Origin of the sequence: Citrobacter sp. Cpo100, from assembly GCF_030332595.1 — a bacterium.
Classification (GTDB): domain Bacteria; phylum Pseudomonadota; class Gammaproteobacteria; order Enterobacterales; family Enterobacteriaceae; genus Citrobacter; species Citrobacter portucalensis.
Genome location: NZ_JAOWHM010000031.1, coordinates 346583 through 370538 on the forward strand (window position 1 = coordinate 346583; position 23956 = coordinate 370538).

The 23956-nt window shown below is 54.5% G+C and carries 24 protein-coding genes; 2 read left to right on the forward strand and 22 right to left on the reverse strand.

Features of this window, described 5'->3' with window-relative positions; all coding sequences use genetic code 11:
- Positions 1–73: 73 nt before the first annotated feature.
- The 15 genes from OGX96_RS08530 to napF all read right to left on the reverse strand — a co-directional run bounded on the left by OGX96_RS08530 (position 74) and on the right by napF (position 12259).
- Positions 74–1123, reverse strand: a complete 1050-nt coding sequence (locus OGX96_RS08530; RefSeq protein WP_125112613.1) for a cytochrome c-type biogenesis protein CcmH — start codon at positions 1121–1123, stop codon at positions 74–76.
- Positions 1120–1677: a thiol:disulfide interchange protein DsbE gene (dsbE, locus tag OGX96_RS08535; RefSeq protein WP_096889796.1), complete on the reverse strand. Its 558-nt coding sequence runs from the start codon at positions 1675–1677 to the stop codon at positions 1120–1122. Before dsbE ends, OGX96_RS08530 begins: the two co-directional genes overlap by 4 nt.
- Positions 1674–3629, reverse strand: coding sequence for a heme lyase CcmF/NrfE family subunit (locus tag OGX96_RS08540; protein WP_079937667.1), 1956 nt, complete (start codon positions 3627–3629; stop codon positions 1674–1676). Before OGX96_RS08540 ends, dsbE begins: the two co-directional genes overlap by 4 nt.
- Positions 3626–4105 (reverse strand): cytochrome c maturation protein CcmE, encoded by a 480-nt coding sequence (gene ccmE, locus OGX96_RS08545; RefSeq protein WP_003834619.1) that lies wholly within the window; start codon positions 4103–4105, stop codon positions 3626–3628. Before ccmE ends, OGX96_RS08540 begins: the two co-directional genes overlap by 4 nt.
- Positions 4102–4314, reverse strand: coding sequence for a heme exporter protein CcmD (gene ccmD, locus OGX96_RS08550; protein ID WP_048215892.1), 213 nt, complete (start codon positions 4312–4314; stop codon positions 4102–4104). The genes ccmE and ccmD overlap by 4 nt, the downstream gene beginning before the upstream one ends.
- On the reverse strand, positions 4311–5048 hold the full coding sequence (locus tag OGX96_RS08555; RefSeq protein ID WP_003027538.1) for a heme ABC transporter permease: 738 nt from the start codon (positions 5046–5048) through the stop codon (positions 4311–4313). Before OGX96_RS08555 ends, ccmD begins: the two co-directional genes overlap by 4 nt.
- Before the next feature lie 76 nt (positions 5049–5124).
- Complete coding sequence (gene ccmB, locus OGX96_RS08560; protein ID WP_048215891.1) at positions 5125–5784, reverse strand: heme exporter protein CcmB; 660 nt, start codon at positions 5782–5784, stop codon at positions 5125–5127.
- On the reverse strand, positions 5781–6401 hold the full coding sequence (gene ccmA / locus OGX96_RS08565; protein WP_008785298.1) for a cytochrome c biogenesis heme-transporting ATPase CcmA: 621 nt from the start codon (positions 6399–6401) through the stop codon (positions 5781–5783). Before ccmA ends, ccmB begins: the two co-directional genes overlap by 4 nt.
- 20 nt (positions 6402–6421) lie before the next feature.
- On the reverse strand, positions 6422–7024 hold the full coding sequence (gene napC, locus OGX96_RS08570) for a cytochrome c-type protein NapC (protein WP_003027548.1): 603 nt from the start codon (positions 7022–7024) through the stop codon (positions 6422–6424).
- 9 nt (positions 7025–7033) lie between these two features.
- On the reverse strand, positions 7034–7483 hold the full coding sequence (napB, locus tag OGX96_RS08575) for a nitrate reductase cytochrome c-type subunit (RefSeq protein ID WP_003834627.1): 450 nt from the start codon (positions 7481–7483) through the stop codon (positions 7034–7036).
- On the reverse strand, positions 7480–8343 hold the full coding sequence (napH, locus tag OGX96_RS08580) for a quinol dehydrogenase ferredoxin subunit NapH (protein ID WP_286582728.1): 864 nt from the start codon (positions 8341–8343) through the stop codon (positions 7480–7482). Before napH ends, napB begins: the two co-directional genes overlap by 4 nt.
- Positions 8330–9025 carry a ferredoxin-type protein NapG gene (gene napG / locus OGX96_RS08585; RefSeq protein ID WP_003834629.1) on the reverse strand — a complete coding sequence of 232 codons (696 nt, stop codon included), beginning with the start codon at positions 9023–9025 and terminating at the stop codon, positions 8330–8332. The genes napH and napG overlap by 14 nt, the downstream gene beginning before the upstream one ends.
- 6 nt (positions 9026–9031) lie before the next feature.
- Complete coding sequence (gene napA / locus OGX96_RS08590) at positions 9032–11518, reverse strand: nitrate reductase catalytic subunit NapA (RefSeq protein WP_286582730.1); 2487 nt, start codon at positions 11516–11518, stop codon at positions 9032–9034.
- Positions 11515–11778 (reverse strand): chaperone NapD, encoded by a 264-nt coding sequence (gene napD / locus OGX96_RS08595; RefSeq protein ID WP_048215888.1) that lies wholly within the window; start codon positions 11776–11778, stop codon positions 11515–11517. Before napD ends, napA begins: the two co-directional genes overlap by 4 nt.
- Complete coding sequence (gene napF, locus OGX96_RS08600; protein WP_003027564.1) at positions 11768–12259, reverse strand: ferredoxin-type protein NapF; 492 nt, start codon at positions 12257–12259, stop codon at positions 11768–11770. The genes napD and napF overlap by 11 nt, the downstream gene beginning before the upstream one ends.
- A 413-nt stretch (positions 12260–12672) precedes the next feature.
- Between napF and eco the strand changes: the two genes are divergently transcribed.
- Complete coding sequence (eco, locus tag OGX96_RS08605; RefSeq protein WP_048216405.1) at positions 12673–13170, forward strand: serine protease inhibitor ecotin; 498 nt, start codon at positions 12673–12675, stop codon at positions 13168–13170.
- A 96-nt stretch (positions 13171–13266) separates the two neighbouring features.
- Here eco and mqo read toward each other — a convergent pair whose 3' ends face one another.
- Positions 13267–14928, reverse strand: a complete 1662-nt coding sequence (mqo, locus tag OGX96_RS08610) for a malate dehydrogenase (quinone) (RefSeq protein WP_003834639.1) — start codon at positions 14926–14928, stop codon at positions 13267–13269.
- A 278-nt stretch (positions 14929–15206) separates the two neighbouring features.
- Between mqo and OGX96_RS08615 the strand changes: the two genes are divergently transcribed.
- On the forward strand, positions 15207–16454 hold the full coding sequence (locus OGX96_RS08615; protein WP_198801528.1) for a SulP family inorganic anion transporter: 1248 nt from the start codon (positions 15207–15209) through the stop codon (positions 16452–16454).
- On the opposite strand, the gene mgtE is transcribed toward OGX96_RS08615, so the two are convergent.
- From mgtE to OGX96_RS08645, 6 genes are all read right to left on the reverse strand, one after another.
- On the reverse strand, positions 16417–17853 hold the full coding sequence (mgtE, locus tag OGX96_RS08620; protein WP_057066402.1) for a magnesium transporter: 1437 nt from the start codon (positions 17851–17853) through the stop codon (positions 16417–16419). The genes OGX96_RS08615 and mgtE overlap by 38 nt on opposite strands.
- Positions 17854–17958: 105 nt before the next feature.
- Positions 17959–19602, reverse strand: coding sequence for a multidrug ABC transporter permease/ATP-binding protein (locus tag OGX96_RS08625; protein WP_003834645.1), 1644 nt, complete (start codon positions 19600–19602; stop codon positions 17959–17961).
- A gap of 75 nt (positions 19603–19677) precedes the next feature.
- Complete coding sequence (alkB, locus tag OGX96_RS08630) at positions 19678–20328, reverse strand: DNA oxidative demethylase AlkB (RefSeq protein WP_198801526.1); 651 nt, start codon at positions 20326–20328, stop codon at positions 19678–19680.
- Positions 20328–21392 (reverse strand): bifunctional DNA-binding transcriptional regulator/O6-methylguanine-DNA methyltransferase Ada, encoded by a 1065-nt coding sequence (ada, locus tag OGX96_RS08635; RefSeq protein ID WP_198801525.1) that lies wholly within the window; start codon positions 21390–21392, stop codon positions 20328–20330. Before ada ends, alkB begins: the two co-directional genes overlap by 1 nt.
- Positions 21393–21471: 79 nt before the next feature.
- The gene (apbE, locus tag OGX96_RS08640; protein WP_079934557.1) at positions 21472–22524 is read right to left on the reverse strand and encodes an FAD:protein FMN transferase ApbE; all 1053 of its coding nucleotides are present in this window, start codon (positions 22522–22524) and stop codon (positions 21472–21474) included.
- Between the two features lie 114 nt (positions 22525–22638).
- Positions 22639–23739 (reverse strand): porin OmpC, encoded by a 1101-nt coding sequence (locus OGX96_RS08645; protein ID WP_057066398.1) that lies wholly within the window; start codon positions 23737–23739, stop codon positions 22639–22641.
- Positions 23740–23956 lie beyond the last annotated feature (217 nt).

Here is a 23956-nt window from a genome sequence, read left to right on the forward strand (position 1 = left end):
GCAGCAGCGTCTTATCCGGCCTACAAAGCTCGCACAGGCCCGAAAGCAGCACGCCTTCGGGTAATCTGGACTCTTACTTCTCCTGCGGCGTTAGCTGCTCCATCGCCTGCTTAATGCTGCGTTCTATCACCGCCCGACGGGTATCATTGGCCGGTAATAATTTCAGCATCATCTCCCATGCCGCAACCGCCTCACCAAAGCGTTGCTGTTCAAAAGCGTTAAACGCGTACATGCTGAGAACCCGCACGTTGGCATGCTCGCCGCGCACCAGCTGGCGTAACAGCTCCCCTCCCCGGCGGTTATCGTCAGGATCGGATGAACGGGTCAGTGCTTCCGCATAACCCAGCGCCGCATCGCTGTTTTTAGGATCCAGTCGATAGGCATTGGCATAGGCTTCAGTGGCCGTACTGGCGTTACCGAGTACCATGCCAATACGCCCAAGCATGATCCAACCTTCAACGTTTGTAGGATCGGCTTGTAAACGCGTGCGCAGCCCCAGCGCCAGACGTGTCATATCTTCTTCATTGAGCGGGTCAGCTTTCGGATCCAACGCGCGTTCCAGCAGCGCCGGTGCCTGAGCGGTGGCCTGATGCCAGACCTGAACCTGCTTATAGCTGCCGGTTTCATAATAGCTCACCGCGCCAACGATCAGCGCCACCACGATGCCGGGCACAAACAACCCAAATCCACCGCGTTTGCCATCCGGGATAACGTCGTCAGGAAACTCTTCCAGCTTCACCCGGACGCGTCGGCGAGTACGGGCAAAAATAATCCAGCCGCCCAAACCAATCGCTACCACCGGCATCACCCACAAAAGCACTGTAAGCGGCGTCAACGGTGGATCGTAGGTGACGAAGTTGCCGTAGCGCGCCACCATGTAGTCGACAATCTCTTTCTGACTTTTTCCTTCCTGCATCAGTTCGTACACTTTCTGGCGCAGGTCAGTGGCAATCATCGAGTTAGAATCGGCGATACTGTTGTTCTGACATTTAGGACAGCGCAGCTGTTCGGTAAGCTGACGGAACTGCTGCTCCTGCGCTTCATCCTTAAACTGCATCACATCGATGGTCGCCAGCGCAGATCCCGAGATAACCAGCATCAGCAGGCCCAGTAAAAATCTCATTGCGCAGCCTCCTTACTGTACTTATCCCACAACGGTTTGATCTCGCTCTCCCACACCCTGGCATTCAAATCACCGGCATGGCGATAGCGAATAATACCTTTACCGTCGATCAGGAACGTTTCCGGCGCGCCGTACACGCCAAGATCCAGACCGAGCATACCGTCGCCGTCAAACAGGCTTAATGAGTAAGGATTGCCCAGCTCTTTCAGCCAGACAATGGCTTTCTGACGATCGTCTTTATAGTTCAGACCCACCACCCGCACGCCTTGTGCAGACAGCTGGTTCAGATACTGATGTTCGGCGCGACAGGTCGGACACCAGGTCGCCCAGACGTTCAGCAGTACCGGTTTGCCCTGGGTCAGCACATCGGCCTGATAATGCTGACCCGGATTTTCCAGCGACTCCAGGCGGAATGTCGGAACGGGTTTGCCGATCAGCGCCGATTCCAGATTCGTGGGATCGTCTCCCTGAGCGTTACGCGCCAGCTGCCACAGCAGCGCCGCCGCAATGACCAGAAAAATAATAAACGGAATTAACAGTGCGTTGCGCTTCATACAGCCTCCGACGCATTTTTTTGCACCGCGGCGCGAGGACGCGTGCGCTGACGATAGCGTGGATCAAACAGGCAGAACAATCCGCCCAGCGCCATCAGCAATCCTCCGGCCCAAATCCAGCGAATAAACGGTTTGTAGTACAGACGCACAGCCCATGCGCCGTTATCCAGTTCTTCACCCAACGCGGCGTACAGATCGCGCGTAAACCCGCCGTCAATTGCCGCTTCGGTCATCATCGAACTGGTGCTGTTATAGAAGCGTTTTTCCGCATGCAGCGTGGCTTCCGGTTTACCATCTCGGGTAACGCCAATAATGGCGACACCGCCCCGGTAGTTAGGTCCGGTAATATCTTTCACTTCGCGGAACGTGAACTGATAGTTATGGATACTAACGCTATCACCTGCTTTCATGCGCACATCGCGTTCAACGCTGTAGTTCTGGCTGAAGGCAATACCGACAATAGTAATCGCCAGCCCAACGTGGCCCGACACCATGCCCCAATAGCTTGGTGTTAATTTCGTTCCGCGGGAAACACGCAGGAACGCTTCGGACATCGCCAGCACAAATATCCAGCATGCCATCGCCAGCCCTACCACCGTCATAGCGGCAATGCGATCCTCAAACAACCACGGCAGCAGCAGCGACAGAACAAGCGTGGTGACAAACGCGATAATCAGTAACGTTTTCAGTTTACGCGGTCGGTCACGGCCCCAGCGCACTAATGGCCCAATTCCCAGCAACAGCGCGAACGGCGCCATCAGCCAGGTAAACATGGTGTTGAAGAACGGTTCGCCAATCGAAATGCTGCCCAGACCCAGCTGTTTGTGCACCAGCGGCAGCAGCGTGCCCAAGAGCACTACCAGCATGGCGGCAATCAGCAGAACGTTGTTGCCCAACAGCAGAGATTCACGCGACCACAGCGCGTTGTTTACCCGTGAACGGACCTTGTGACCGCGCACCGCAAACAGCAGCAGGGAGCCGCCAATCACCAATACCATAAAGGCCAGAATAAACATCCCGCGCGACGGATCGGAGGCGAAGGCATGCACTGATACCAGCACGCCGGAGCGCACCAGGAAAGTACCTAACAGGCAAAGCGAGAATGCGCAAATTGACAGCAGCAGCGTCCAGGCTTTAAAGCTGGCACGCTGTTCGGTTACCGACAGCGAGTGCATCAGCGCCGTTCCCACCAGCCATGGCATAAACGAGGCGTTCTCAACCGGATCCCAGAACCACCAACCGCCCCAGCCCAGCTCGTAATAGGCCCAGGCCGAACCGAGCACAATACCCAGCGTCAGGAACACCCACGCCGCCAGCGTCCACGGACGCGAAAAACGGGCGAAGGTACTGTCCAGTCGTCCGCTCATCAGCGCGGCAATCGCAAACGCGAAGGCTACCGAGAAACCGACATACCCCATGTACAGCAACGGCGGATGGAAAATCAGCCCCGGATCCTGCAACAGCGGGTTCAGGTCGCGCCCTTCAATAGGGAAGTTGGGCAACGTACGGGCAAACGGGTTGGAGGTAAACAGAATAAACAGCAGAAAGCCAACGCTTACCATCCCCATTACCGCCAGCACGCGGGCAACGATGTCCAGCGGCATACGCTGGCTGAATGCCGCAACGGCGAACGTCCAGCCGCTCATCAGCAGCACCCATAGCAACAGCGAGCCTTCATGGGCCCCCCAGGTTGCTGCCACCCGATACCAGACCGGAAGCTGGGTATTGGAGTTGCTGGCAACGTAGGTGACGGTAAAGTCATTAACCACGAAGGCGTTGACCAGAATCAGGAACGCCCCCATCACACAGATAAACAGAACCCAGGCAAAAGGCCGCGCGGAGGCCATCATTCGCACGTCGCCGCGCGCTACGCCCCACAGCGGATAGACTGACAGTAGTAACGCCACGCCGAGCGCAAGGCACAACAGCGCATTGCCAATTTCAGGCATCATGACGTTTTATCCTTATAAACACTTTCCGGGCGACGATGGTTTTCCTGCATCGCTTTTTCGACTTCCGGCGGGGTGTAATTCTCATCATGTTTGGCAAGAACCTCTTTGGCCTGCACATGATTTCCCTCGTCCAGTTCGCCCTGAACAACAACACCCTGCCCTTCGCGGAACAGATCCGGCAGAATGCCTTCGTAGGTGACATCCACCACACCTTCGGCGTCATAGATACTGAAATTCACCTTCAACGACTGCGGATCGCGCTTTACGCTACCGGGCATCACCATTCCGCCCACGCGCAGGCGCTGACCGACTTCGGGCATCTGCTGCGTTTCGCGCTTACCGTAGAGTATCTCTCCCGGCGTATAAAACAGGTCAATATTAGAACGCAGCGCATAAAGCACCAGCGTAATGGTCAACGCCAGACCCGCCAGTACCGCACAGGCTATCCATAACCGATTTTTACGTCGAATATTCACGCCGCCTCCCGTTGCACTTGCGCCGCACGCATACGCGCTTCTCTCGCCCGCTGCTGCGCCACACCGCGTAAAATTGCGCGATGTTGTAACGTGGAATGCAGTACCAGCACCACCAGCGGGATAACACTCATCGCTACGGCAAGCCAGACATACAAGGCGTAGCCGCCCATCGCGAAAAAATCACTCCATGATGCAAATGCAGGGGTCATTGTCGGCCTCTTTTTAAGATCAGTTCGCTCACCCACGGGCGGCGTTTTTCCATCATCAAAATCAGGTTACGCATGCGCATCAGCGCCAGCGTGACAAACAGTAACAGGTAGCCGACGATCGCCAGACGCAGCGGCGTACGCATCGCCGGATCGATGCTTTGCTGCATGCGGGTAGAACCCTGATGCAGCGTATTCCACCACTCAACCGAGTAGTGGATAATCGGTAAGTTGACCACGCCAATCAGCACCAGAATACCGGCGGCACGACCTGCCAGACGGCGGTCGTCAAAGGCATGCCACAGCGCAATGGCGCCCACGTAGAGAAACAGCAGCACCAGTTCAGAGGTGAGTCGGGCATCCCAGACCCACCAGGTTCCCCACATCGGTTTGCCCCATGCGGAGCCGGTCACCAGCGCAATAAAGGTAAACACTGCACCAATCGGCGCCATCGCAGCCAGCGCCAGATTGGCCATTTTCATCTGCCAGACCAGGCCGATAAACGCGGCAACAGCCATCGAGGCATAAATGCCCATCGACCAGATTGCCGCCGGAACGTGCAGATAAATAATGCGATAGCTCTGCCCCTGCTGATAGTCTGCAGGCGCAAAACCAAAGCCCCAGACCCATCCCGTTATCAGTACCACCGCGCTGGCAATCGCCAGCCACGGGATAAACCAGCCACAGATCTGATAGAGCCGAGGGGGCATCGCCAATTGATGAAGTGTTTTCCACATAGTTCAGTCACCAGACTCCATAAATTAAAATCCGTTGTGCCAGAGCACCTTGCCCGGCCTACACATCTAATTCTCGTTACTGCACGCTTATCCGTAACGCCGCAGCTGTGGCAAACGGGCTTAACGTGGCGCTGCCGACCAGCAACGCGCCCAGAATTGCCATGTACCCTTCAACCGGTAAGTGCATAGAAGCCGCATCCATCGCGGCGGTTGCAAAAATCAGTAAGGGTATGGTGAGCGGGAGCACCAGCACGCTTAACAACACGCCGCCGCGCTTTAAGCCCACCGTCAGCCCCACACCCGGCGCACCGAGGAAGCCCAGCGTCGGCGTTCCGAGTAACAACGTCAGCGCCATAATTTTCCAGCTGTACATATCCATGCCCAGCAGCAGCGCCACTAGCGGCGAGAGAATCAACAGCGGCAGGCCGGTCACGACCCAGTGCGCCATCACTTTCGCCAGCACCACGGCCGGTAGCGGTAACGGCAGCAGCATCAGTTGCTCAAGGCTGCCGTCCTGCAGATCATCACGAAACAGGCGTTCCAGCGCCAGCAATGACGCCAGCAGCGCCGCAACCCAAATGATGCCCGGCGCAATGCGCGCCAGTAGCTGCGGCTCCGGCCCAATGCTCAGGGGGAACAGCGTAATAACAATCAGGAAGAACCATAAAGGATTGGCGATTTCCGCACTATGACGAAACGCAACTCGCAGTTCTAAACGGAAGATTCGCCACATCATTGCGTTGCCCTCTCGCTGGTCAGCGCAATACGTCGCACTTTATCGGTTTCGACATTGAGCGGTTGGTGGGTGGTGAGAATAACAATACCGCCCTGCTCCGTATGCTGCGCCATACGTTGAGTCAGTCGCTCAACGCCGTTCACATCAATGGCGGTAAAGGGTTCATCGAGGATCCACAGCCGGGCGCGGGTCAGCCACAAACGGGCCAGCGCTACGCGCCGCTGTTGTCCGGCGGAGAGCTGGTTCACCGGGATATCTTCATATCCGGCAAGTCCCGCCTGCGCCAGCGCAGCCAGACACTGTGCAATGTCGCCGTCATGATGAAAGAAACGCAGGTTCTCCAACGCCGAAAGCCGGGTTTTTATCCCCGGCTGATGTCCGATCCACAGCAGTTGCTGATGGTAGCTGTCCCGCACGTGATGCAGCGGCTGCTCTTGCCAGCAAACCTCCCCTGCATCGGGACGCGCCAGCCCGGTAAGCAACCGCAGCAGAGTGGTTTTCCCTGCGCCGTTGCTGCCGGTAATTTGTACCCATTCCCCTGCGTTGACGCGAAATGACAGATTGCTGAACAGTATTCTGTCATCTCGCTCGCAAAGTAATTCTCTGGCTTCAAGCATACCTGGTTATCTACATCCTGTTAAAAGCCCGGTTTGACTTCGCGCATATCAGGCAGTTTGTGCGCTATCCCTTTATGACAGTCAATACAGGTTTGCCCGTCTTTCACGGCCTGGTCGTGCATTTTGGCCGCAACGCCTTTCTGGGCGGTTAAATCCATAAACTCGAAGTTGTGACAGTTTCGGCACTCTTGCGAATTATTATCTTTCATACGCCGCCACTCATTTTGCGCCATCGTCAGACGATGGTCTTCAAATTTCTGCGGTGTATCTATCAGCCCCAGTGCTTTCGCGTACAGCTCTTTACTGGCCTTGATCTTACGAATCATTTTCGGGCCCCACTCATGCGGGACGTGGCAATCAGGGCAAGTCGCTCGCACACCACTGCGGTTGTTGTAGTGTACGGTTTCCATGTATTCCTGGTATACCGTATTGCGCATTTCGTGACAGCTAATGCAGAACTCTTCTGTATTGGCCTTTTCCATACCGGTATTAAAGCCGCCCCAGAAAATAATGCCGCCCACAAAGCCGATTAACAACAGCGTGCCGAGCGCCAGACGGCTGGGGCGACGCCACCATTGCCAGACGCGCTTAATCCAGCCTGGTTTACGGTTAGAATTTTCCATAATGACCTCTTATTTCCCGTAACCTTTCGAGGGGGTGAAGGTATTTTCAACAATCGGCGCGGCGTCAGCCTGCGGAACGTGACATTGCAGGCAGAAATAACGACGCGGCGCAACTTCAGCCAATACCTTGCCGTCGCTGTCCATAAAGTGCGTCGGACTGATGCGCGGCGCACCAGTAGTGCGATAGCTTTCCACACCGTGGCATTGCAGGCAGCGGTTAGTGTTAGTCGTCACCTGATACCCTTCAACGCTATGCGGAACCATCGGCGGCTGATTCACATAGTTCAGCGGCATGCGCTCTTGCTCTTTCGGCATGCGAATCGCCCCTTCCTGTGTTCCTGAGACTTCCGGTGACTGGCTCAGATCCACTCCATTTGCAGCCCAAACGGCCCCACTGACGACCAGGGCAAGCAGGGCCGTCCATTGACACAGCGTCTTAATCAGGTCATGGCTTTTCATGATTTCGCTCCCGAACTCCATCGTGTTGTTATTGTAAAAACATCCTCAGAACAGACATCCACGCAGCGACCGCAGGCCATGCAATCGCGGCTGGTTACCTGCACCGGACTTTGCTCATCCAGCACCGGCGCACGTAGCACATGCGGTTCCGGGCAAACATGAAAACAATCCATACAGCGGTTACATCTGTTACGTTCTTTTGCCGAAACGGTTAATGCCCCTTTGCTTCCCACCACGCTATACAGCGCACCCAGTGGGCAAAGATGCCCGCACCAGCCATGCTCAACGACCAGTAAATCAAATAAAAACAGCGCGAGGATCAGCAGCGCTCCGCTACCGAATCCCATTACCAGGCTCCGTCCAAGCAGAGAGACTGGATTTATCCACTCCCACAACAGCGTACCGGTCAGGGCGGAACCGACCAGGATAACCACCAGCAGGACGTACCGTATATGGCGTGGCAGGGTTGCGGACTGATTCAGGTCAAACCTTCTGCGCAACCAACTGGCTAAATCGGTAACCGGGTTCATGGGACAAGCCCAGCTACAAAACAGCCGCTTACCGGCCAGGGCATACAGCACCGTGATGATAGCTGCTCCCGTTAACGCCACCGTCGCCGGCAGATGCCCGCTGGCCAGGCTTTGCAGAGTAATCAGCAGATCGGTGAACGGGATAGCGTCCAGCAACAGGCTGCTACTGTAGTTGCCATGCAGGATCCACACGCCAAGCCACGGGCCGCTGAGGAACATCGCCAGTATCAGAAATTGACTCAAACGACGCAGCAGCAGCCAGCGATGACTCTTCCACCATCCTTTTTTTGCCTGAGCTTCACGCCCGGCATCACGTTTACGATTTGCCATTGTTCCCCTCCAGCCAACCGAAGCGGTAATGGTGTCCTAACTCCCCTTTCGCCAGCGACAGCGGCAGCACTTTTATTGCTGGCTGTTCCAGTACGCAGACTTTTTCGCATTTCCCACAGCCGGTACAGGCATCGCTGTGCACGGTCGGAATAAACCGCGCATGCTTGCCGGTACGCATGTTGCGGTCCAGCTCCAGGGTGATCGCCTCATCAATTTTCGGGCACTCGCGATAGCAAACGTCGCAGCGTAATCCCTGATAGTTGAGGCAGTTTTCGTGATCCAGCAGTACCGCCAGCCCCATACGCGAATCGTCAATGGATTCAATTTCCCTGTCCAACGCACCGCTCGGGCAGACTTTGGCACACGGAATGTCCTCACACATTTCGCAGGGAATATCACGGGCGACAAAATATGGCGTACCGGCCGCCAGCCCGGAGGCCAGCGTTGCCAGCTTCAGCGTGTCATAGGGACATGCCTGAACGCACTGACCGCAACGTACGCAGGCGCTGGCGAATGCCTCCTCGCTCAGTGCACCTGGCGGGCGCAACCGCACGCCGGTTGCGCGTGCGGTTTGTTGTTGCAACCCCAGCGCCACGCCAACGACGGCCAGCCCGCCCGCTGCGCGAACCATATCGCGCAGAAAGCGGCGGCGGCCATTTTGGGGTTTTGCTGACCGGGACATAACGCGTTACACCTTCGCCAGTTTCACGGCGCACTTCTTGAAATCCGTCTCTTTGGAGAGCGGATCCGTCGCATCCAGCGTCAGGTTATTCACCAGCTGTGCGGCATCGAAGAACGGCATGTACACCAGCCCCTGCGGCGGACGGTTACGACCGCGTGTTTCAACAATCGAAATCACTTCGCCACGACGGGAAATCACTTTGACCTTATCGCCACGGCGCAGATCGCGTGCTTTTGCATCCAGCGGGTGGATAAACAGCACGGCTTCCGGGAAAGCACGGTGCAGTTCAGGCACACGACGCGTCATACTGCCGGTATGCCAGTGTTCCAGCACACGTCCGGTAGACAGCCACAGGTCATATTCTTTATCCGGCGCTTCAGCAGCAGGCTCAAATGGCAGCGCGAAGATAACCGCTTTACCGTCCGGTTTACCGTAGAACTTGTAGCTTTCACCTGCTTTCACGTAAGGGTCGTTGCCTTCGCTGTAGCGCCACTGGGTCTCTTTACCCTCAACGACCGGCCAGCGTAAACCGCGCGCTTTGTGGTAATCGTCAAATGGCGCAAGATCGTGCCCGTGACCGCGGCCAAACCAGGCGTACTCTTCGAACAAGCCTTTTTGCAGATAGAAGCCCAGCTCGCGGGATTCATCGTTCAGTTGATCTTCAGCCAGTTCAGTCACTGGGAATTTCGTTACTGCTGGCGTAGCAAACAGCACGTCATACAGCGTTTTACCGCGCAGTTCCGGTTTTTGTGCCAGCAGCTCTTCCGGCCATACTTCTTCTGTTTTGAAGCGACGAGAGAACTGCACCAGTTGCCACAGATCCGATTTCGATTCGCCCGGCGCTTTAATTTGCTGACGCCAGAACTGTGTACGGCGTTCCGCGTTACCGTAGGCGCCTTCTTTCTCTACCCACATCGCGGTCGGCAGGATCAGGTCAGCCGACAGGGCGCTGATCGTCGGGTACGGATCGGAGACGATGATGAAGTTACGCGGATCGCGCCAGCCCGGCATACGCTCTTCGTTGATGTTCGGACCGGCCTGCATGTTGTTAGTACACATCGCCCAGTAGACATTGAGCTTGCCATCTTTCAGCGCACGGTCTTGCGCCACGGCGTGCAGACCAACTTTTGCCGGAATGGTCCCTGACGGAATATTCCAGTGCTTCTCGCAGATATCGCGGTGTTTTTCGTTCGTTACCACCATGTCCGCAGGCAGACGGTGGGAGAACGTACCGACTTCACGCGCGGTGCCGCACGCTGAAGGCTGGCCGGTCAGAGAGAACGGGCCGCAGCCTGGCTGGGAGATTTTGCCAGTCAGCAAGTGCAGGTTATAGACCAGGTTGTTGGCCCACACGCCGCGGGTGTGCTGGTTAAAGCCCATCGTCCAGTAGGAGATGACTTTTTTCTTCGGATCGGCATACAGCTGCGCCAGCTGTTCCAGCTGATCTTTCGGCACACCGGTCATTTCGGCGGTTTTATCCAGCGTGTACTCAGCAACGAAGGCTTTGTAATCCTCAAAGCTCATCGGTTCAGAAGCATCGGATCCCGGGTTTTTCGCCGCTTTTTCCAGCGGATGGGTTGGACGCAGACCGTAGCCGATGTCCGTCACGCCTTTACGCAAGTTAACGTGCTTGCTAAAGAAATCCTGGTTAATCGCATTGGTTTGAATAATGTAGTTCGCGATGTAGTTGAGGATCACCAGATCGGTTTGCGGCGTGAAGACCATACCGTTATCCGCCAGCTCAAAGCTGCGGTGCTGGAAGGTGGAAAGAACCGCGACGTTAACATTAGGATCGGACAGACGACGGTTGGTGATGCGCGACCACAGGATCGGGTGCATCTCCGCCATATTCGCGCCCCACAAGACGAAGGCATCCGCATGTTCGATATCGTCATAGCAGCCCATCGGTTCATCCATACCAAAGGTACGCATAAAGCCGACTACCGCTGAGGCCATGCAGTGACGTGCGTTCGGGTCGATGTTATTGGAACGGAAACCCGCTTTAAACAATTTGGCAGCGGCATAACCTTCCCAAATCGTCCACTGGCCAGAGCCGAACATACCGATAGACTCAGGGCCTTTCTCTTTCATCGACGTTTTGAATTTCTCTTCCATCACGTCAAAGGCCTGGTCCCAGCTAATCGGGGTGAACTCGCCTTCTTTGTGATACTTGCCGTCTTTCATGCGCAGCATCGGCTGCGTTAAACGGTCTTTTCCGTACATGATTTTCGGCAGGAAGTAACCTTTGATGCAGTTAAGCCCACGGTTAACCGGCGCATCCGGATCGCCCTGGCATGCCACAACACGCCCTTGCTGCGTTCCGACCAATACGCCACAGCCCGTCCCGCAAAAACGGCACGGGGCTTTGTCCCATTTGATGGCTTCTTGCTGACCGACTACCGCGCGGGCAACGCCCGGCACGCTTAACCCGGCAGCCGCCGCAGCGGCCGCAACGGCGTTAGCTTTCATAAAGCTACGACGACTGAGTTTCATGGTGTTTCCTCACCTTGCTCATCCTGCTGGTGGTAAACCAGCGACACCGCCAGTACGCCCGCAACGTTGCGTACTGACTCAATTGTTTTCATTAGCGTTTCACTTTGCTCAGCTTCCACCACCACAATCAACTGACCACTTTCCACATCGCTGAGTGCAACTTCGCAACCGGAAAAGGAACGCAACTGCGTGGCGATATCGTTGATATGCTGGCTTTTGGCCTGAACGACCAGGCTGCAGACCTGCCAGTTATTGTCCATGGTTGTACTCCGCGTTAATGGCTGATACCGGGCAGATAGCGACACAGGCGCCACATCCGTTACAGTCCTGATTGTCGAGCTGCGGCTGATAAATGCCGGAAAGCGTGGGGCGAAAGGTTATTGCCATGGGCTCACAGCTATCCTGACAGCGGTGACATTCAACGGACTGATGTGCGAGACAGTTTTCCCCAATCGTAAAATTCAGATCCCATGCCCTGGTGTGGCGCGGAAGAAAAAGTGATTCGGGACAGGCTTCTGCGCAGGCATAGCAAAAGCTGCACTCGCCGTGTTTGAAATTTACGCTCGGGTAACCACCCTGGCCTCGCTGCAGGATGTCGGTTTCGCACGCCTGGATGCAGGCGTCACAACGGAGGCAATGGGCCAGAAAGTGAGAGTCTTCCTTGCTCCACGGCGGACGAATCCCTGCGCTGGCGTTTCGCCAACTGCCTGTCAACATGCCTCGACGGGATAAATCAACCATGACATTGTCCTTCCATAATGACGCCCTCCCTCGGCGGGTTGAACGACATAAAAAACTGCACTATTTATGAGTAGTTATTTTTAGCCGTAAGATATTTCAGGATGTGTTAGAGGTGCATACCCCAATTGGGGTAAATGCTGTTGCCGGATCAAAGGAGTGTTGAGTTGGCGGGAAAAAATGCGCTTTTGCTCACATTTCAATGAGTTATATAACGATGTATATAACGACTTACTCAAAAAGACAAAGATCTCAATATTAGGATAATTCCTAGGATATATCGCTACCATGGAAACGAAACGCTACCTAATACACTTTAAATATAAGTAAATCCAGATTAATAGATTATCCAAATATGTTAACCTGCTACAGACTCGTTCATAAGACAGAAGAAAGGAAACACTGTGAACAATAAGATGAAGACAATTGTCCCTGCCGTACTTTTCGCCGCCTTTGCCAGCACCTCTGCATGGGCTGCCAGTAACGATACCGCCGCTCAGCCGCTGGAAAAAGTCGCCCCTTATCCCAAGGCGGAAAAGGGTATGAAGCGCCAGGTTATCCAGCTTACCCCTGAGAAAGATGAATCTACTCTGAAAGTAGAACTGCTGATCGGACAAACGCTGGAAGTTGACTGTAACCAACACCGCCTGGGCGGAGAACTGGACAGCAAAACGCTGGAGGGTTGGGGATATGACTACTATGTCTTTGACAAAGTTACGTCTCCGGTTTCAACCATGATGGCCTGCCCGGACGGTAAGAAAGAGAAGAAATTCATTACTGCGCATCTGGGTGATGACGGCATGCTGCGTTACAACAGCAAGTTGCCGATTGTGGTCTATACCCCGGAAAACGTGGACGTTAAATACCGTATCTGGAAAGCGGAAGACAAAATTCAGGACGCAGTCGCGCGCTAAGTGAGAATGTGCCGGATGGCAGCGTACCGCCTTATCCGGCCTACAGACGCATAAACAATGCCGGATAAGCGCAGCAGCGCCATCCGGCATTTTATTTTACAGCGCGATATCCGCGACGGCTTTCTGTTCAGGCTGCGGTTGTGCCTGAGGTTTCAGCTGTGGTTTCGGCGCTTCATCAGCAACCTGCGGCTTGTCATATTTCAGACCCAGAACCTCACTGGTGTACTGCAGCTCTTGTTCCGTAGCCTCAACGTTACCGTTCAGCTTAGTACCATAAGACGGAATAATGGTTTTCAGCTTCGCCTGCCACTCGGGGCTGGCTACTTTATCTTTAAACACTTTTTCCATCAGATGCAGCATGATCGGTGCCGCGGTTGATGCGCCCGGAGAAGCTCCCAGCAACGCAGCAATCGTGCCTTCTTTATCGCTGACGACCTCAGTGCCCAGACGCAGCACGCCGCCCTTCTCCGCATCGCTTTTGATGATCTGCACACGCTGGCCCGCCTGCCATAAACGCCAGTCTTCTTTTTTCGCCTGCGGATAGTACTCTTGCAGCGCAGCAAAACGGTCGTCGTCGCTGAGCATCACCTGGCTCACCAGATATTTCACCAGATCGAAGTTATCCAGACCCACGTTGACCATAGGCATAAAGTTCGAGGTGGTGGTCGAGCTGAGCAGATCCCACAATGAACCGTTTTTCAGGAACTTGGTGGAGAATGTCGCGAATGGCCCAAACAGCACAACGCGCTTGCCATCAAGGATACGGGTATCGATATGCGGTACAGACATCGGCGGCGCGCCAACGGAGGCCTGACCGTACACTTTCGCCAGGTGGCGATTGACCACATCCGGATTTTCTGCAACCAGGAACTGCCCGCCAACCGGGAATCCGGCATAGCCTTTCGCTTCCGGAATGTCGGTTTCCTGCAACAGCTTCAGCGCAGCGCCACCGGCACCGATAAAGACAAACTTCGCCTTGATATCGTGTTCCGCTTCGTTATTTTTCAGATCGGCGACTGTGACAGTCCAGCTATTGTCGGCATTACGCTTAAAGCCACGCACTTCGGTGCTCAACTGCAGCGCAAAGTTAGGCTTTTTCTGTAATGAGGTAATCAGTTGGCGCGTGATTTCGCCGTAGTTCACGTCAGTACCAATCTCGGTACGCGTTGCCGCGACTTTCTGCTGCGGATCGCGACCTTCCATGACCAGCGGCGCCCACTCTTTGATCTGCGCGTGGTCTTCGGAATAGCGCATACCACGGAACAGCGTGCTCTGCTGCAGTGCGGTGTAACGGGCACGCAGGAAGTTCACGTTCTCGTCACCCCAGACAAAACTCATGTGCGGAACGGTGGTGATAAACGAGCGTGGTTCATGCATTACGCCATTATTGACCTGATAGGCCCAAAACTGGCGGGAAATCTGGAAGGCTTCGTTAATTTCGACTGCCTTTTCAATGCTGATGCTACCGTCGGCCTTTTTAGGCGTGTAATTCAGCTCCATCAGTGCGGAGTGGCCGGTTCCGGCGTTATTCCAGCCGTTTGAGCTTTCCTGCGCTACACCATCCAGTCGCTCAACCATGGTCATTGACCATTGCGGCTCCAGCTCCTGTAAATAGGTTCCCAGCGTGGCGCTCATGATGCCGCCGCCAATCAACAGTACATCCGTTTCCTGCTCTTCCGCCGCTTTCGCTTTTGCCGCCATCGAGACAACATTCAGCCCAACGGCCATGGTGAAGAGCATGGCAGTCACTTTTTTCATAATGTTAATGCCTTACTTTTAGTATCGCTTTTTTGCTTTTAATGCAGGTGAAAATCGAGCGGCACCAACGGTAACACTTAAGTAAAAATAATTAAATAAAGTTTATAAATTATATTTAATTTTTAAAAATGTTATTAATACGTTGATAGTTTATGCGGTTATTGACAATCATTTCTGGAAACCGGTCCATCTGACGGGTACTATGCTGCGCTTTGCTATTCACCGCACGGATGCCTGTCGGTCTGCTGTATCAGGCCATTTTTGACCTGAGTGTAACTATGTCTGCAACTCAACATTCCTCTGCCGCAGTCGCTGAACACGCGACCCGTGCCGTGCTCCGCCAACCCCGTCTGCTGGTTCGCGAAACGCTGGCCGGTGTGGTAACCGCCCTGGCGCTGATCCCGGAAGTAATCTCGTTTTCCGTGATCGCAGGCGTTGATCCTAAAGTCAGTTTGATCGCCTCTGTCGTACTGTGCCTGGCGATGTCTTTTTTAGGCGGTCGTCCCGCAATGGTTACCGCCGCTGCAGGATCGGTCGCGCTGGTGATTGGTCCGATGGTGCATCAACACGGCGTGCAATACATCCTGCCTGCAGTGGTGCTGGCCGGGATGATTCAGATCCTGTTTGGTGTATTGGGAATGGCACGTCTGATGCGATTCATCCCTACGGCCGTGATGACCGGTTTTGTTAACGCGCTGGGTATATTGATTTTCTTTGCCCAGGTCCCGCATTTCTGGGGCAAAAGCCCGCTCATCTGGGGGCTGTTTGTCCTGACGCTGCTGATTGTGCTGTGGGTTCCGCGGTTTATTAAAGCAATTCCCGCACCGCTTATCGCCATCGTGCTGCTAACCGTGTTCACTGTCACCAGCGGGCAACTGTTACCGACCGTCGGTGATGAAGGTTCAATGAGCGGCGGCCTGCCGGGTTTCACCCAGTTGTTGGTTCCGCTCAACCTGCAAACGCTGGCGATTATCTGGCCCTGCGCGCTGAGTATCGCTTTTGTTGGTTTGATGGAGTCGCTGTTAACCGCCCGTCTGGTGGATGACCTGACGGTGACGCCGTCGAATAAAAATCGCGAGAGTGCCGGGCTGGGGATAGCCAATATTCTGGCCGGATTTTATGGCGGCATCGCCGGGTGCGCGATGATTGGTCAAACTATCGTTAACGTCGAGATGGGCAAAGGACGCAGCCGCGTCTCGACGGTTGCCGCCGGACTGGTATTACTCCTGTTAGTCACAGGGTTAAGCGAAGTGATGGCAGAAATACCCATGTCGGTGCTGGCAGGTATTATGGTGATTGTGGCGGTAAAAACCTTCAGTTGGCACAGTATCCAGCCCGCCACGCTGACGAAACTCCCCGTCACTGAAACGCTGGTGATGCTGGTGACCGTCGCTGCCACGGTTTCTACCGGCAACCTGGCGATTGGCGTGGTTGCCGGGGTGATGACGATGCTCATTCTGCCGCGTATCATCAGACGCAAACGGGCGACTACATCAGAAACAGCGTTGCCAGACCGAGAAAAATAAAGAAACCACCAGTATCAGTGATAGCGGTTATCATGACGCTCGAGCCGACCGCCGGGTCGCGCCCGAGCTTCACCATCGTCATCGGAATGATAACCCCCATCAACGCCGCCATCAGCAGATTGAGCATCATCGCCAGAGTCATCACACCACCGAGCGCCATATCATCGTACAGCCACCAGGTAATGCCACCCATAATCCCGCCCCACACGAGGCCGTTGATTAGCGCCACGCCCATCTCGCGCAGGATGAGAAACGTCAGGTTCCCCGGCTGAATATTTTGCAGCGCCAGCGCGCGGACGATCATAGTGATAGTTTGATTCCCGGTATTGCCGCCGATACCCGCCACAATCGGCATCAACGAGGCCAGCGCCACCAGTTGCGAAATCGTATGTTCAAAACCGTCGATCACCCGCGAGGCGATAAAGGCGGTACAGAGGTTAACGGCCAACCACGCCCAGCGGGTTTTTACCGCTTTCGTAACAGGCGCAAACACGTCCTCTTCAGCGCTTAAGCCCCCCATTCGACGCAGATCGGTGTCGGTTTCTTCATAAACCACATCAACGATCTCATCAATGGTTAAGCGGCCCATCAGTTTACCGGAAAGGTCAACCACCGCGGCGCTGACCAGGTTGTCGCGTTCGAAGGTACGCGCAGCGTTTTCGGCGATATCTTCAGGAGAAAAGGTGAGCGGGTCATCTTCCATCACCTCGCTGACTTTTCGCTGCACATCATTGAGTAAAATGCAGGTTAGCGTCAGTTCGCCAACCAGCACTTTATTGCGGTCGGTCACGAAAAGTTTATCGGTGTTCTCCGGCATTTTCCCCAGCCGCCGCAGATAGCGTTGCACCACTTCCAGCGTCACGTCCGGACGCACAGTGATGACCTCGAACTCCATGATCGCGCCGACGCTATTTTTCTCGTAGTGCAGCACCTGGCGGACGCGCGTCCTCTCCTCTGCCGGTAACGTCGCCAGCAGACGACCGGTAAGGTTACGAGGCAAATGCTGCACCAGGTAAATCTGTTCATCGATATCGAGATATTGCAGCGCATCCAGCAGCTCGCGGTCGCTCATCTCATCGATCAGGTCGTCCCAGACGTTTTCAGACGCCTCAAGCAAGACGTTACCGCGCTTTTCATTTTCGACCAGTCGCCACAGGGCGTGGCGCTCTTCAGAGGGCAAAGCTTCGAGGGTATCGGCGAGGTCAGGCGGTGGCAGGTGGGCCACCAGCGCCCCTACCTCAGCAATATCGTCGGCTAACGTACCGACGTCATATTGCTCAGCCAGGGTAAGCTTGCCCAACAGCGTTGAAATAATGGCTTTATCAGTGGTCAGCAGCCAGATGAGGCGCGCACGCTCTTCATCACGCAGTCTGGCGCTGTTTTTGTTTATTACGGACATTAATCATAAATCCATGATATGAAATATCATTAATCATGATGCCGATTTATGTAAATAACAATAAACAGTGCCGCCGGGTGGCTAAAAAACCGGCGGCACGATGGATCAGGCTGTGCGAGCCACCGCGTCGCGCGAGGCGGCGTCACGTTCATCGCCCAACAGTTCACTCAACTGTCCGTTGCGCATTTCCAGTAGACGATCGGCGTGAATAAAATAGTGATCGTCGTGGCTGATAGCGAAAATGGTTTTCCCCATTTCCTGCATCAATGGCAATAACACCTGATAGAACTCCCGGCGGAAATGGGGATCCTGATCGGCAGCCCACTCATCCAGCAGAATGATGTCGCGCTCCTCCGCCAGGGCCAGCAGCAGCGCCACGCGTTTCTTCTGCCCTTTCGACAGCTTCAGATTGAGGATACGACCATCGCTCAGCTCCAGCTTATGACCCATCTTCAGATGTTCCAGCCACTTCGCGACCAGCTGCGGATTAGCCTCTTTACCTTCCGGCCCCAGCAGTTTGTCGAACAGCCAGACGTCGGTAAACACGGCGGAGAAGAGCTTGCGGTAGTCTTCCGGTTTTTCAACGGCAACGGCCTTACCATCAAGCAATATTTCGCCTGACTGCGGCTGGTACAGACCGGTCAGTAACATCGCCAGCGTAGATTTCCCGCTACCGTTACCGCCAATCAGAAAGATCAGTTCACCGCGATGAATCGTCAGATTCACCGGCCCTACGGAAAACGCATTATCCTGATAGTGGAAAACCACGTTGCGCAGCTCCAGCGTTTGCCAGTTAGGAAACGCGGTTGGGCGTGGGAATTCGGCCTTAAAAGGTGCCAGTGCGAATTTATTCAGCTTGTTGAACGCCACCTGCGCGGTAAGCAGCGTCGGCAGCGCGCCAACGGCAGAAAGCAACGGTGTTCGCAGGAATAACAGCGTCAGAGAATAGGTCGCTGCCACGGCGGTATCAGCCCATCCCAGACTGTTAGCCATCCAGAACACCAGGCCAATGGCACCCAGCATCATAATGTTCGACCAGTTAACCGCGCTCAGGTGGAAGGTATCGGCACGGATAATATGGTGGCGATACTCTTTGGCATCCGGGACGTACATCTGATTAAAGATATGCTCGGCGCGCTCGCGGTTAAGCGTCAGCTCTTTGCGCCCTTCCAGCACCGTCTGATAATCGTTGTACAACTTGTCTTCAGTTTCGCGCAAGGTGGCCATGTGTTTATACACCCGCGCCACCAGCACAAATCCGCCCCAGATGGTGATTGCCATCCAGATTGCCGTTACCAGTAGCATTTTGGTCGACAGCATCGCCAGATACGCCGCCGATCCTATGGTCAGGATAATCCCCTGCACCAGCTCAGGCAGACGAACAAAGGCGATGGTGATGTTGCGGATATCACTGGTTAAACCGGCCAGCAACGAGGCGCTGCCAAGCTGTTCAATACGCTCGACGTGAGTATCCAGAATTCGTTTGATAAATTCGCTACGCAGGCGGTAGACAAAGTGGTGACCCAGCGTGGTCAACGCCAGCTGAGAACCGAGGGTGACAACCATCAACAACAGCAGCAGGCCAAGAAACTCCGGTAGCACCATCAGCGTGGTGTCGACCGTTTCGATCAAGCGCTGGTTGATAAACGCAATCAGCCCAATCCCCAACGCGGCGCTGGCGAGGCTGAGCGCCATCACGCTGATAAATGGCCAGCGATACTGCCGCCAGACAAGAAGTAAAAGTTCCATGCAAACAACCCGGACAAGTAATAACAGCCCGCAGTTTAAACATCTCTTCGTCGACAGCAATAATAATTCTTATTTTTATTCTTTTTTACCCGCCAGACGAAACGTCAGGTTGTAACGACAGTCTCCGGTTAATGGGTGATACCCTGTTTTAAGCGGCTGGATCCCATGATAAAACAGCCGCGAATTACCGCCCCATACCACGACATCGCCATGTTCCAGCAGCAAACGCTTTAAAGGGTCATTACGGCGCAATCCGCCAAATTGAAAGATGGCTGGTAGCCCCAGCGATACAGAGACAATCGGCGCCCGCAGGTCGGGCTCGTCTTTATCCTGATGTAAGGACAGTTTTGCCCCTGGCGTGTAGCGGTTAATCAGGCAGGCATCGGGTTGAAAATCAGCATAGCCCGCCGCCGTCGCCGCCTGTTGGCACAAATCAGCGAACGCATCCGGCAGCGGCGGCCAGTGCGTGTCGGTGAGTGGATCAAACGGAGAATAAAGATAGCCATGCTGATCCGTCGTCCAGCCCAGATGGCCGCAGTTGGTCATCGCCACCGACATTGTATAGCCGCTGGGCGTCACCATCTGGCGAAACGGCGACTGTCTGGCGACAGCCGCTATTGCCTGAAGTAAAGTGGGCGCGGAGTCAAAAGCGAAACGTCGCAGAATAACCGCACCTGACGCCAGCGGTTCCTGCCAGGGTTTAGCATCCGCAAAGAGATCGAGCATTATGTTTCCTCGCCAGTAGTTTCCCGTTGCAGTAACTGCGCCTTGCGCGCAATACCCCATCGGTAGCCCGAAAGTGCGCCATCGCTACGGATCACCCGGTGACACGGGATAACAATCGCCAGTTTGTTGGCCCCACAGGCACTGGCCACCGCGCGCACCGACTTCGGTTTGCCGATGGCGCTGGCCAACTGTTGGTAACTCACTGTTTCACCGCACGGAATTGCGCACAGCGCCTGCCACACCTGCTGCTGAAAGGCTGTTCCCCGAATATCCAGGGGTAGCGATAGCGACGCGTCACGCGAGTTGATCGCGACGATCACTTCGCGCACGCGCTGCTGAAAATCGGCATCTGCAGGTACATCCTGCGCGGCGGGAAACAGCGCATGAAGATCCGCAACCAACGTAGCGTCATCATCGCCAAGCAAGATCGCGCAGATACCCCGCTCGCTTTCCGCCACCAGACAGCGACCCAGAGCGCAATCTGCGAGGGTATAGCGTACAGATACGTTATCGCCACCTTTACGAAATTGCTTTGCCGTCATGCCTAATGCTTGATCGGCTTTGCGGTAGTAGCTGCTGCTGTCGGGGAATCCGGCGTTGAGAATCGCCTGTGTAACCGAAACACCTTTCGCCAGGGCATCACGCAGACGGCGAGCACGCCATGATTGTTGCCACACTTTCGGGGTCATGCCCGTCGTGGCTTTGAACAGACGATGCAAGTGATACGGGCTCATTGCCACCTGCTGTGCCAGCTCGTCCAACGTAAGAGGTGACTCTTGCTCCAACAACTGACAGGCGCGGGCAATTTTATCCAGCCGATGCTGTTGCGCGCTGTCTTTATCCGGCTGGCAGCGCTTACAGGGACGAAACCCGGCATCCTGTGCCTGCTGGGCATCGGCGAAAAAACGGACATTTTTGCGCAGCGCATGTTTTGCCCGACAGGACGGACGGCAGAAAATACCGGTAGTCTGGACGGCAAAAACAAACTGACCGTCGGCGTTAACGTCGCGATCCACAACGGACTGCCAACGGTCATCGTCAGTGATGCGTAAACGATTTTTCATTTCGGACTCCTTTGTTAAGCATAGCGCTTAGCCTCAGTGTGTCCCCATCGTCGGGCATAAAAACCCGCAATCTTGCTTTTTAATTTTTTTCGCTGACCAGAAAGCTATTAAACTGCGGCGACATCCAGGTTTTAAACCCCTCACCCTCTTTCACAATCATATAGACCGCCAGCCCTTCACGACGCACGACTTCTTTGGCCTTTTCCGGGCCGAGCACCATCAATCCGGTATCCCAGCCATCGGCTTCCAGCGCCGTTGGCGCAATCACCGTTACGGACACCAGATTATGTTCGATCGGGCGACCGGTTTGTGGATCGATAACATGGGAAAGGCGCTTACCGTCCAGCTCATAATAGTTCCGGTAGCTGCCGGAGGTGCTAATGCCGTGCCCGTTAATGTCGACAATCGCCTGCACCGCGTTTTCACGATCGGTGGGTTTCTGGATTGCCACTCGCCACGGATGCCCTTCAGCATTCATTCCCCTGCTGTTCAGCGCACCACCAACGGAAACCAGATAACGGGAGATCCCCTCTTGCTCCATCAATCGAGCCAGATGATCGGCGGCGTACCCTTCACCAACGGTAGAGAGATCAACATACAGATCCGGCAAGTCTTTTTGCAGGTAGTTCTGATGCGCTTCATTCACAACTTTCAGATGAGAAAGTCCGGTTTGCGCTTTTGCAGCGTCAATTTGCGCTTGGGTGGGAATATGCAACGGCTGCTGATCCGGGCCAAAGCCCCACAGGTTGACTAACGGCCCCACGGTGATATCCATGGCCCCATCGGTTTTTGCACCAATGCGTAGCGCCGAAGTCACGATATCCGCCATGGCGTCGTTAACCGGCCACGGCGACAGGCTTTTCGACAGGTTAAAGCGCATTAACGCAGAATCGTTTTTATAGGTGGAGAGCAGTTGATCATCGGCATCAAGCTGAGTCTGGATCTTGGCCTGCAGTTCCCTGGCGCGTTTGGCATCTACGCCTACCACACTGACCCGCCAGAAAGTGCCCATCGTTTTACCTTCCAGAACCGTGGCAGGAATTGTGGTCTGAGCAGGTTTCGGGGCCTCATCGCACCCGACAAAAAAGATCGTCACAGCCAGCAGTGCTGCGCGATAAAAATTCATTTCCATACGTAATTATCCTCATGCGAACGGGCGCAAGAGTACACCAAAAATCGTTGTTTGTACGGCGAAAAAACGGCATTAAAAAAGGCCCCGCAGGGCCTTTGATAGACATAATGTAGATTAGAACTGGTAAACCAGACCCAGTGCTACGATGTCATCGGTGCTGATGCCAGCATCACGAGTGAACTGGTTGTCATCCAGCAGGTTGATTTTGTAATCAACATAGGTGGACATGTTTTTGTTGAAGTAGTAAGTCGCGCCAACATCAACATATTTCAGGATATCTTCGTCGCCATAGCCGCGGCCCAGGTCTTTACCTTTGGACTGCAGGTAAGCCACGGACGGACGCAGACCGAAGTCGAACTGGTACTGAGCAACGGCTTCGAAGTTCTGTGCTTTGTTAGCCCAGCCCAGGGAGCCCGCACGCGTTGCGTTGTAGGTCTGGGTGTACTGTGCTGCCAGGTACACGTTGTTCGCGTCGTATTTCAGACCACCAGTGTAGGTTTCAGCACGGTCGCCAGTACCGAAGTTCAAACGGTTCTGCTCGTCAGTACGTTTGGAGCTGGTGACAGCAGTACCCAGTGCGAAGCCTTCACCGATATCATAAGTGATAGATCCGCCAACGCCGTCGCCGTTTTGACGCAGCGCATCACGACCGTTGCCGGTCACACCAGTCATACCTTCGCCTTCCGGGCTACCGTTTTTACCCTGGTACTGCAGGGCAAAGTTCAGGCCATCAACCAGACCGAAGAAGTCGGTGTTACGGTAGGTCGCGAAGCCGTTACCACGCTGCTGCATGAAGTTGTCAGAACCGTAGGTGTCGCCACCGAATTCTGGCAGGACGTCGGTCCAGGACGTTACGTCGTAAACTACGCCGTAGTTACGACCGTAGTCGAAAGAACCTACGTCAGCGAATTTCAGACCCGCAAACGCCACACGAGTCCAGGAGTTGTTCTCAGATTCAGGCGCGTTACCCTGAATCTGGTATTCCCACTGGCCGTAACCGGTCAGTTGGTCGTTAACCTGAGTTTCGCCTTTGAAGCCGATACGCATATAGGTCTGATCACCATCTTTAGAAGAGTCATCAGAGAAATAGTGCAGACCGTCGACTTTACCGTACAGATCTAATTTGTTGCCGTCTTTGTTATAAATTTCAGCCGCATTCGCTGCGCCTGCTACCAGCAGTGCTGGTACCAGGAGGGACAGTACTTTAACTTTCATGTTATTAACCCTCTGTTATATGCCTTTATTGCTTTTTTATGCCACTGCATACTGATTAAGGTCATTAACCAGTCGGCAACTTCATTCTCCGCAAAAACACAGAATAATCCAACACGAATATGATACTAAAACTTTTAAGGTGTTTCATTTATCGGCATAGATGTTTCTAAATGTTAATACAAGGGAACTTTTTTAAAATCAAAAAACAGTCGAAATA

What these genes read in the sequence shown, in the direction of transcription:
- OGX96_RS08530 (WP_125112613.1), bottom strand. Translation starts at nt 1,123, where the DNA reads ATGAGATTTTTACTGGGCCTGCTGATGCTGGTTATCTCGGGATCTGCG.
- dsbE (WP_096889796.1), bottom strand. Translation starts at nt 1,677, where the DNA reads ATGAAGCGCAACGCACTGTTAATTCCGTTTATTATTTTTCTGGTCATT.
- OGX96_RS08540 (WP_079937667.1), bottom strand. Translation starts at nt 3,629, where the DNA reads ATGATGCCTGAAATTGGCAATGCGCTGTTGTGCCTTGCGCTCGGCGTG.
- ccmD (WP_048215892.1), bottom strand. Translation starts at nt 4,314, where the DNA reads ATGACCCCTGCATTTGCATCATGGAGTGATTTTTTCGCGATGGGCGGC.
- OGX96_RS08555 (WP_003027538.1), bottom strand. Translation starts at nt 5,048, where the DNA reads ATGTGGAAAACACTTCATCAATTGGCGATGCCCCCTCGGCTCTATCAG.
- ccmB (WP_048215891.1), bottom strand. Translation starts at nt 5,784, where the DNA reads ATGATGTGGCGAATCTTCCGTTTAGAACTGCGAGTTGCGTTTCGTCAT.
- ccmA (WP_008785298.1), bottom strand. Translation starts at nt 6,401, where the DNA reads ATGCTTGAAGCCAGAGAATTACTTTGCGAGCGAGATGACAGAATACTG.
- napC (WP_003027548.1), bottom strand. Translation starts at nt 7,024, where the DNA reads ATGGAAAATTCTAACCGTAAACCAGGCTGGATTAAGCGCGTCTGGCAA.
- napB (WP_003834627.1), bottom strand. Translation starts at nt 7,483, where the DNA reads ATGAAAAGCCATGACCTGATTAAGACGCTGTGTCAATGGACGGCCCTG.
- napH (WP_286582728.1), bottom strand. Translation starts at nt 8,343, where the DNA reads ATGGCAAATCGTAAACGTGATGCCGGGCGTGAAGCTCAGGCAAAAAAA.
- napG (WP_003834629.1), bottom strand. Translation starts at nt 9,025, where the DNA reads ATGTCCCGGTCAGCAAAACCCCAAAATGGCCGCCGCCGCTTTCTGCGC.
- napA (WP_286582730.1), bottom strand. Translation starts at nt 11,518, where the DNA reads ATGAAACTCAGTCGTCGTAGCTTTATGAAAGCTAACGCCGTTGCGGCC.
- napD (WP_048215888.1), bottom strand. Translation starts at nt 11,778, where the DNA reads ATGGACAATAACTGGCAGGTCTGCAGCCTGGTCGTTCAGGCCAAAAGC.
- napF (WP_003027564.1), bottom strand. Translation starts at nt 12,259, where the DNA reads ATGGTTGATTTATCCCGTCGAGGCATGTTGACAGGCAGTTGGCGAAAC.
- eco (WP_048216405.1), top strand. Translation starts at nt 12,673, where the DNA reads ATGAAGACAATTGTCCCTGCCGTACTTTTCGCCGCCTTTGCCAGCACC.
- mqo (WP_003834639.1), bottom strand. Translation starts at nt 14,928, where the DNA reads ATGAAAAAAGTGACTGCCATGCTCTTCACCATGGCCGTTGGGCTGAAT.
- OGX96_RS08615 (WP_198801528.1), top strand. Translation starts at nt 15,207, where the DNA reads ATGTCTGCAACTCAACATTCCTCTGCCGCAGTCGCTGAACACGCGACC.
- mgtE (WP_057066402.1), bottom strand. Translation starts at nt 17,853, where the DNA reads ATGTCCGTAATAAACAAAAACAGCGCCAGACTGCGTGATGAAGAGCGT.
- OGX96_RS08625 (WP_003834645.1), bottom strand. Translation starts at nt 19,602, where the DNA reads ATGGAACTTTTACTTCTTGTCTGGCGGCAGTATCGCTGGCCATTTATC.
- alkB (WP_198801526.1), bottom strand. Translation starts at nt 20,328, where the DNA reads ATGCTCGATCTCTTTGCGGATGCTAAACCCTGGCAGGAACCGCTGGCG.
- ada (WP_198801525.1), bottom strand. Translation starts at nt 21,392, where the DNA reads ATGAAAAATCGTTTACGCATCACTGACGATGACCGTTGGCAGTCCGTT.
- apbE (WP_079934557.1), bottom strand. Translation starts at nt 22,524, where the DNA reads ATGGAAATGAATTTTTATCGCGCAGCACTGCTGGCTGTGACGATCTTT.
- OGX96_RS08645 (WP_057066398.1), bottom strand. Translation starts at nt 23,739, where the DNA reads ATGAAAGTTAAAGTACTGTCCCTCCTGGTACCAGCACTGCTGGTAGCA.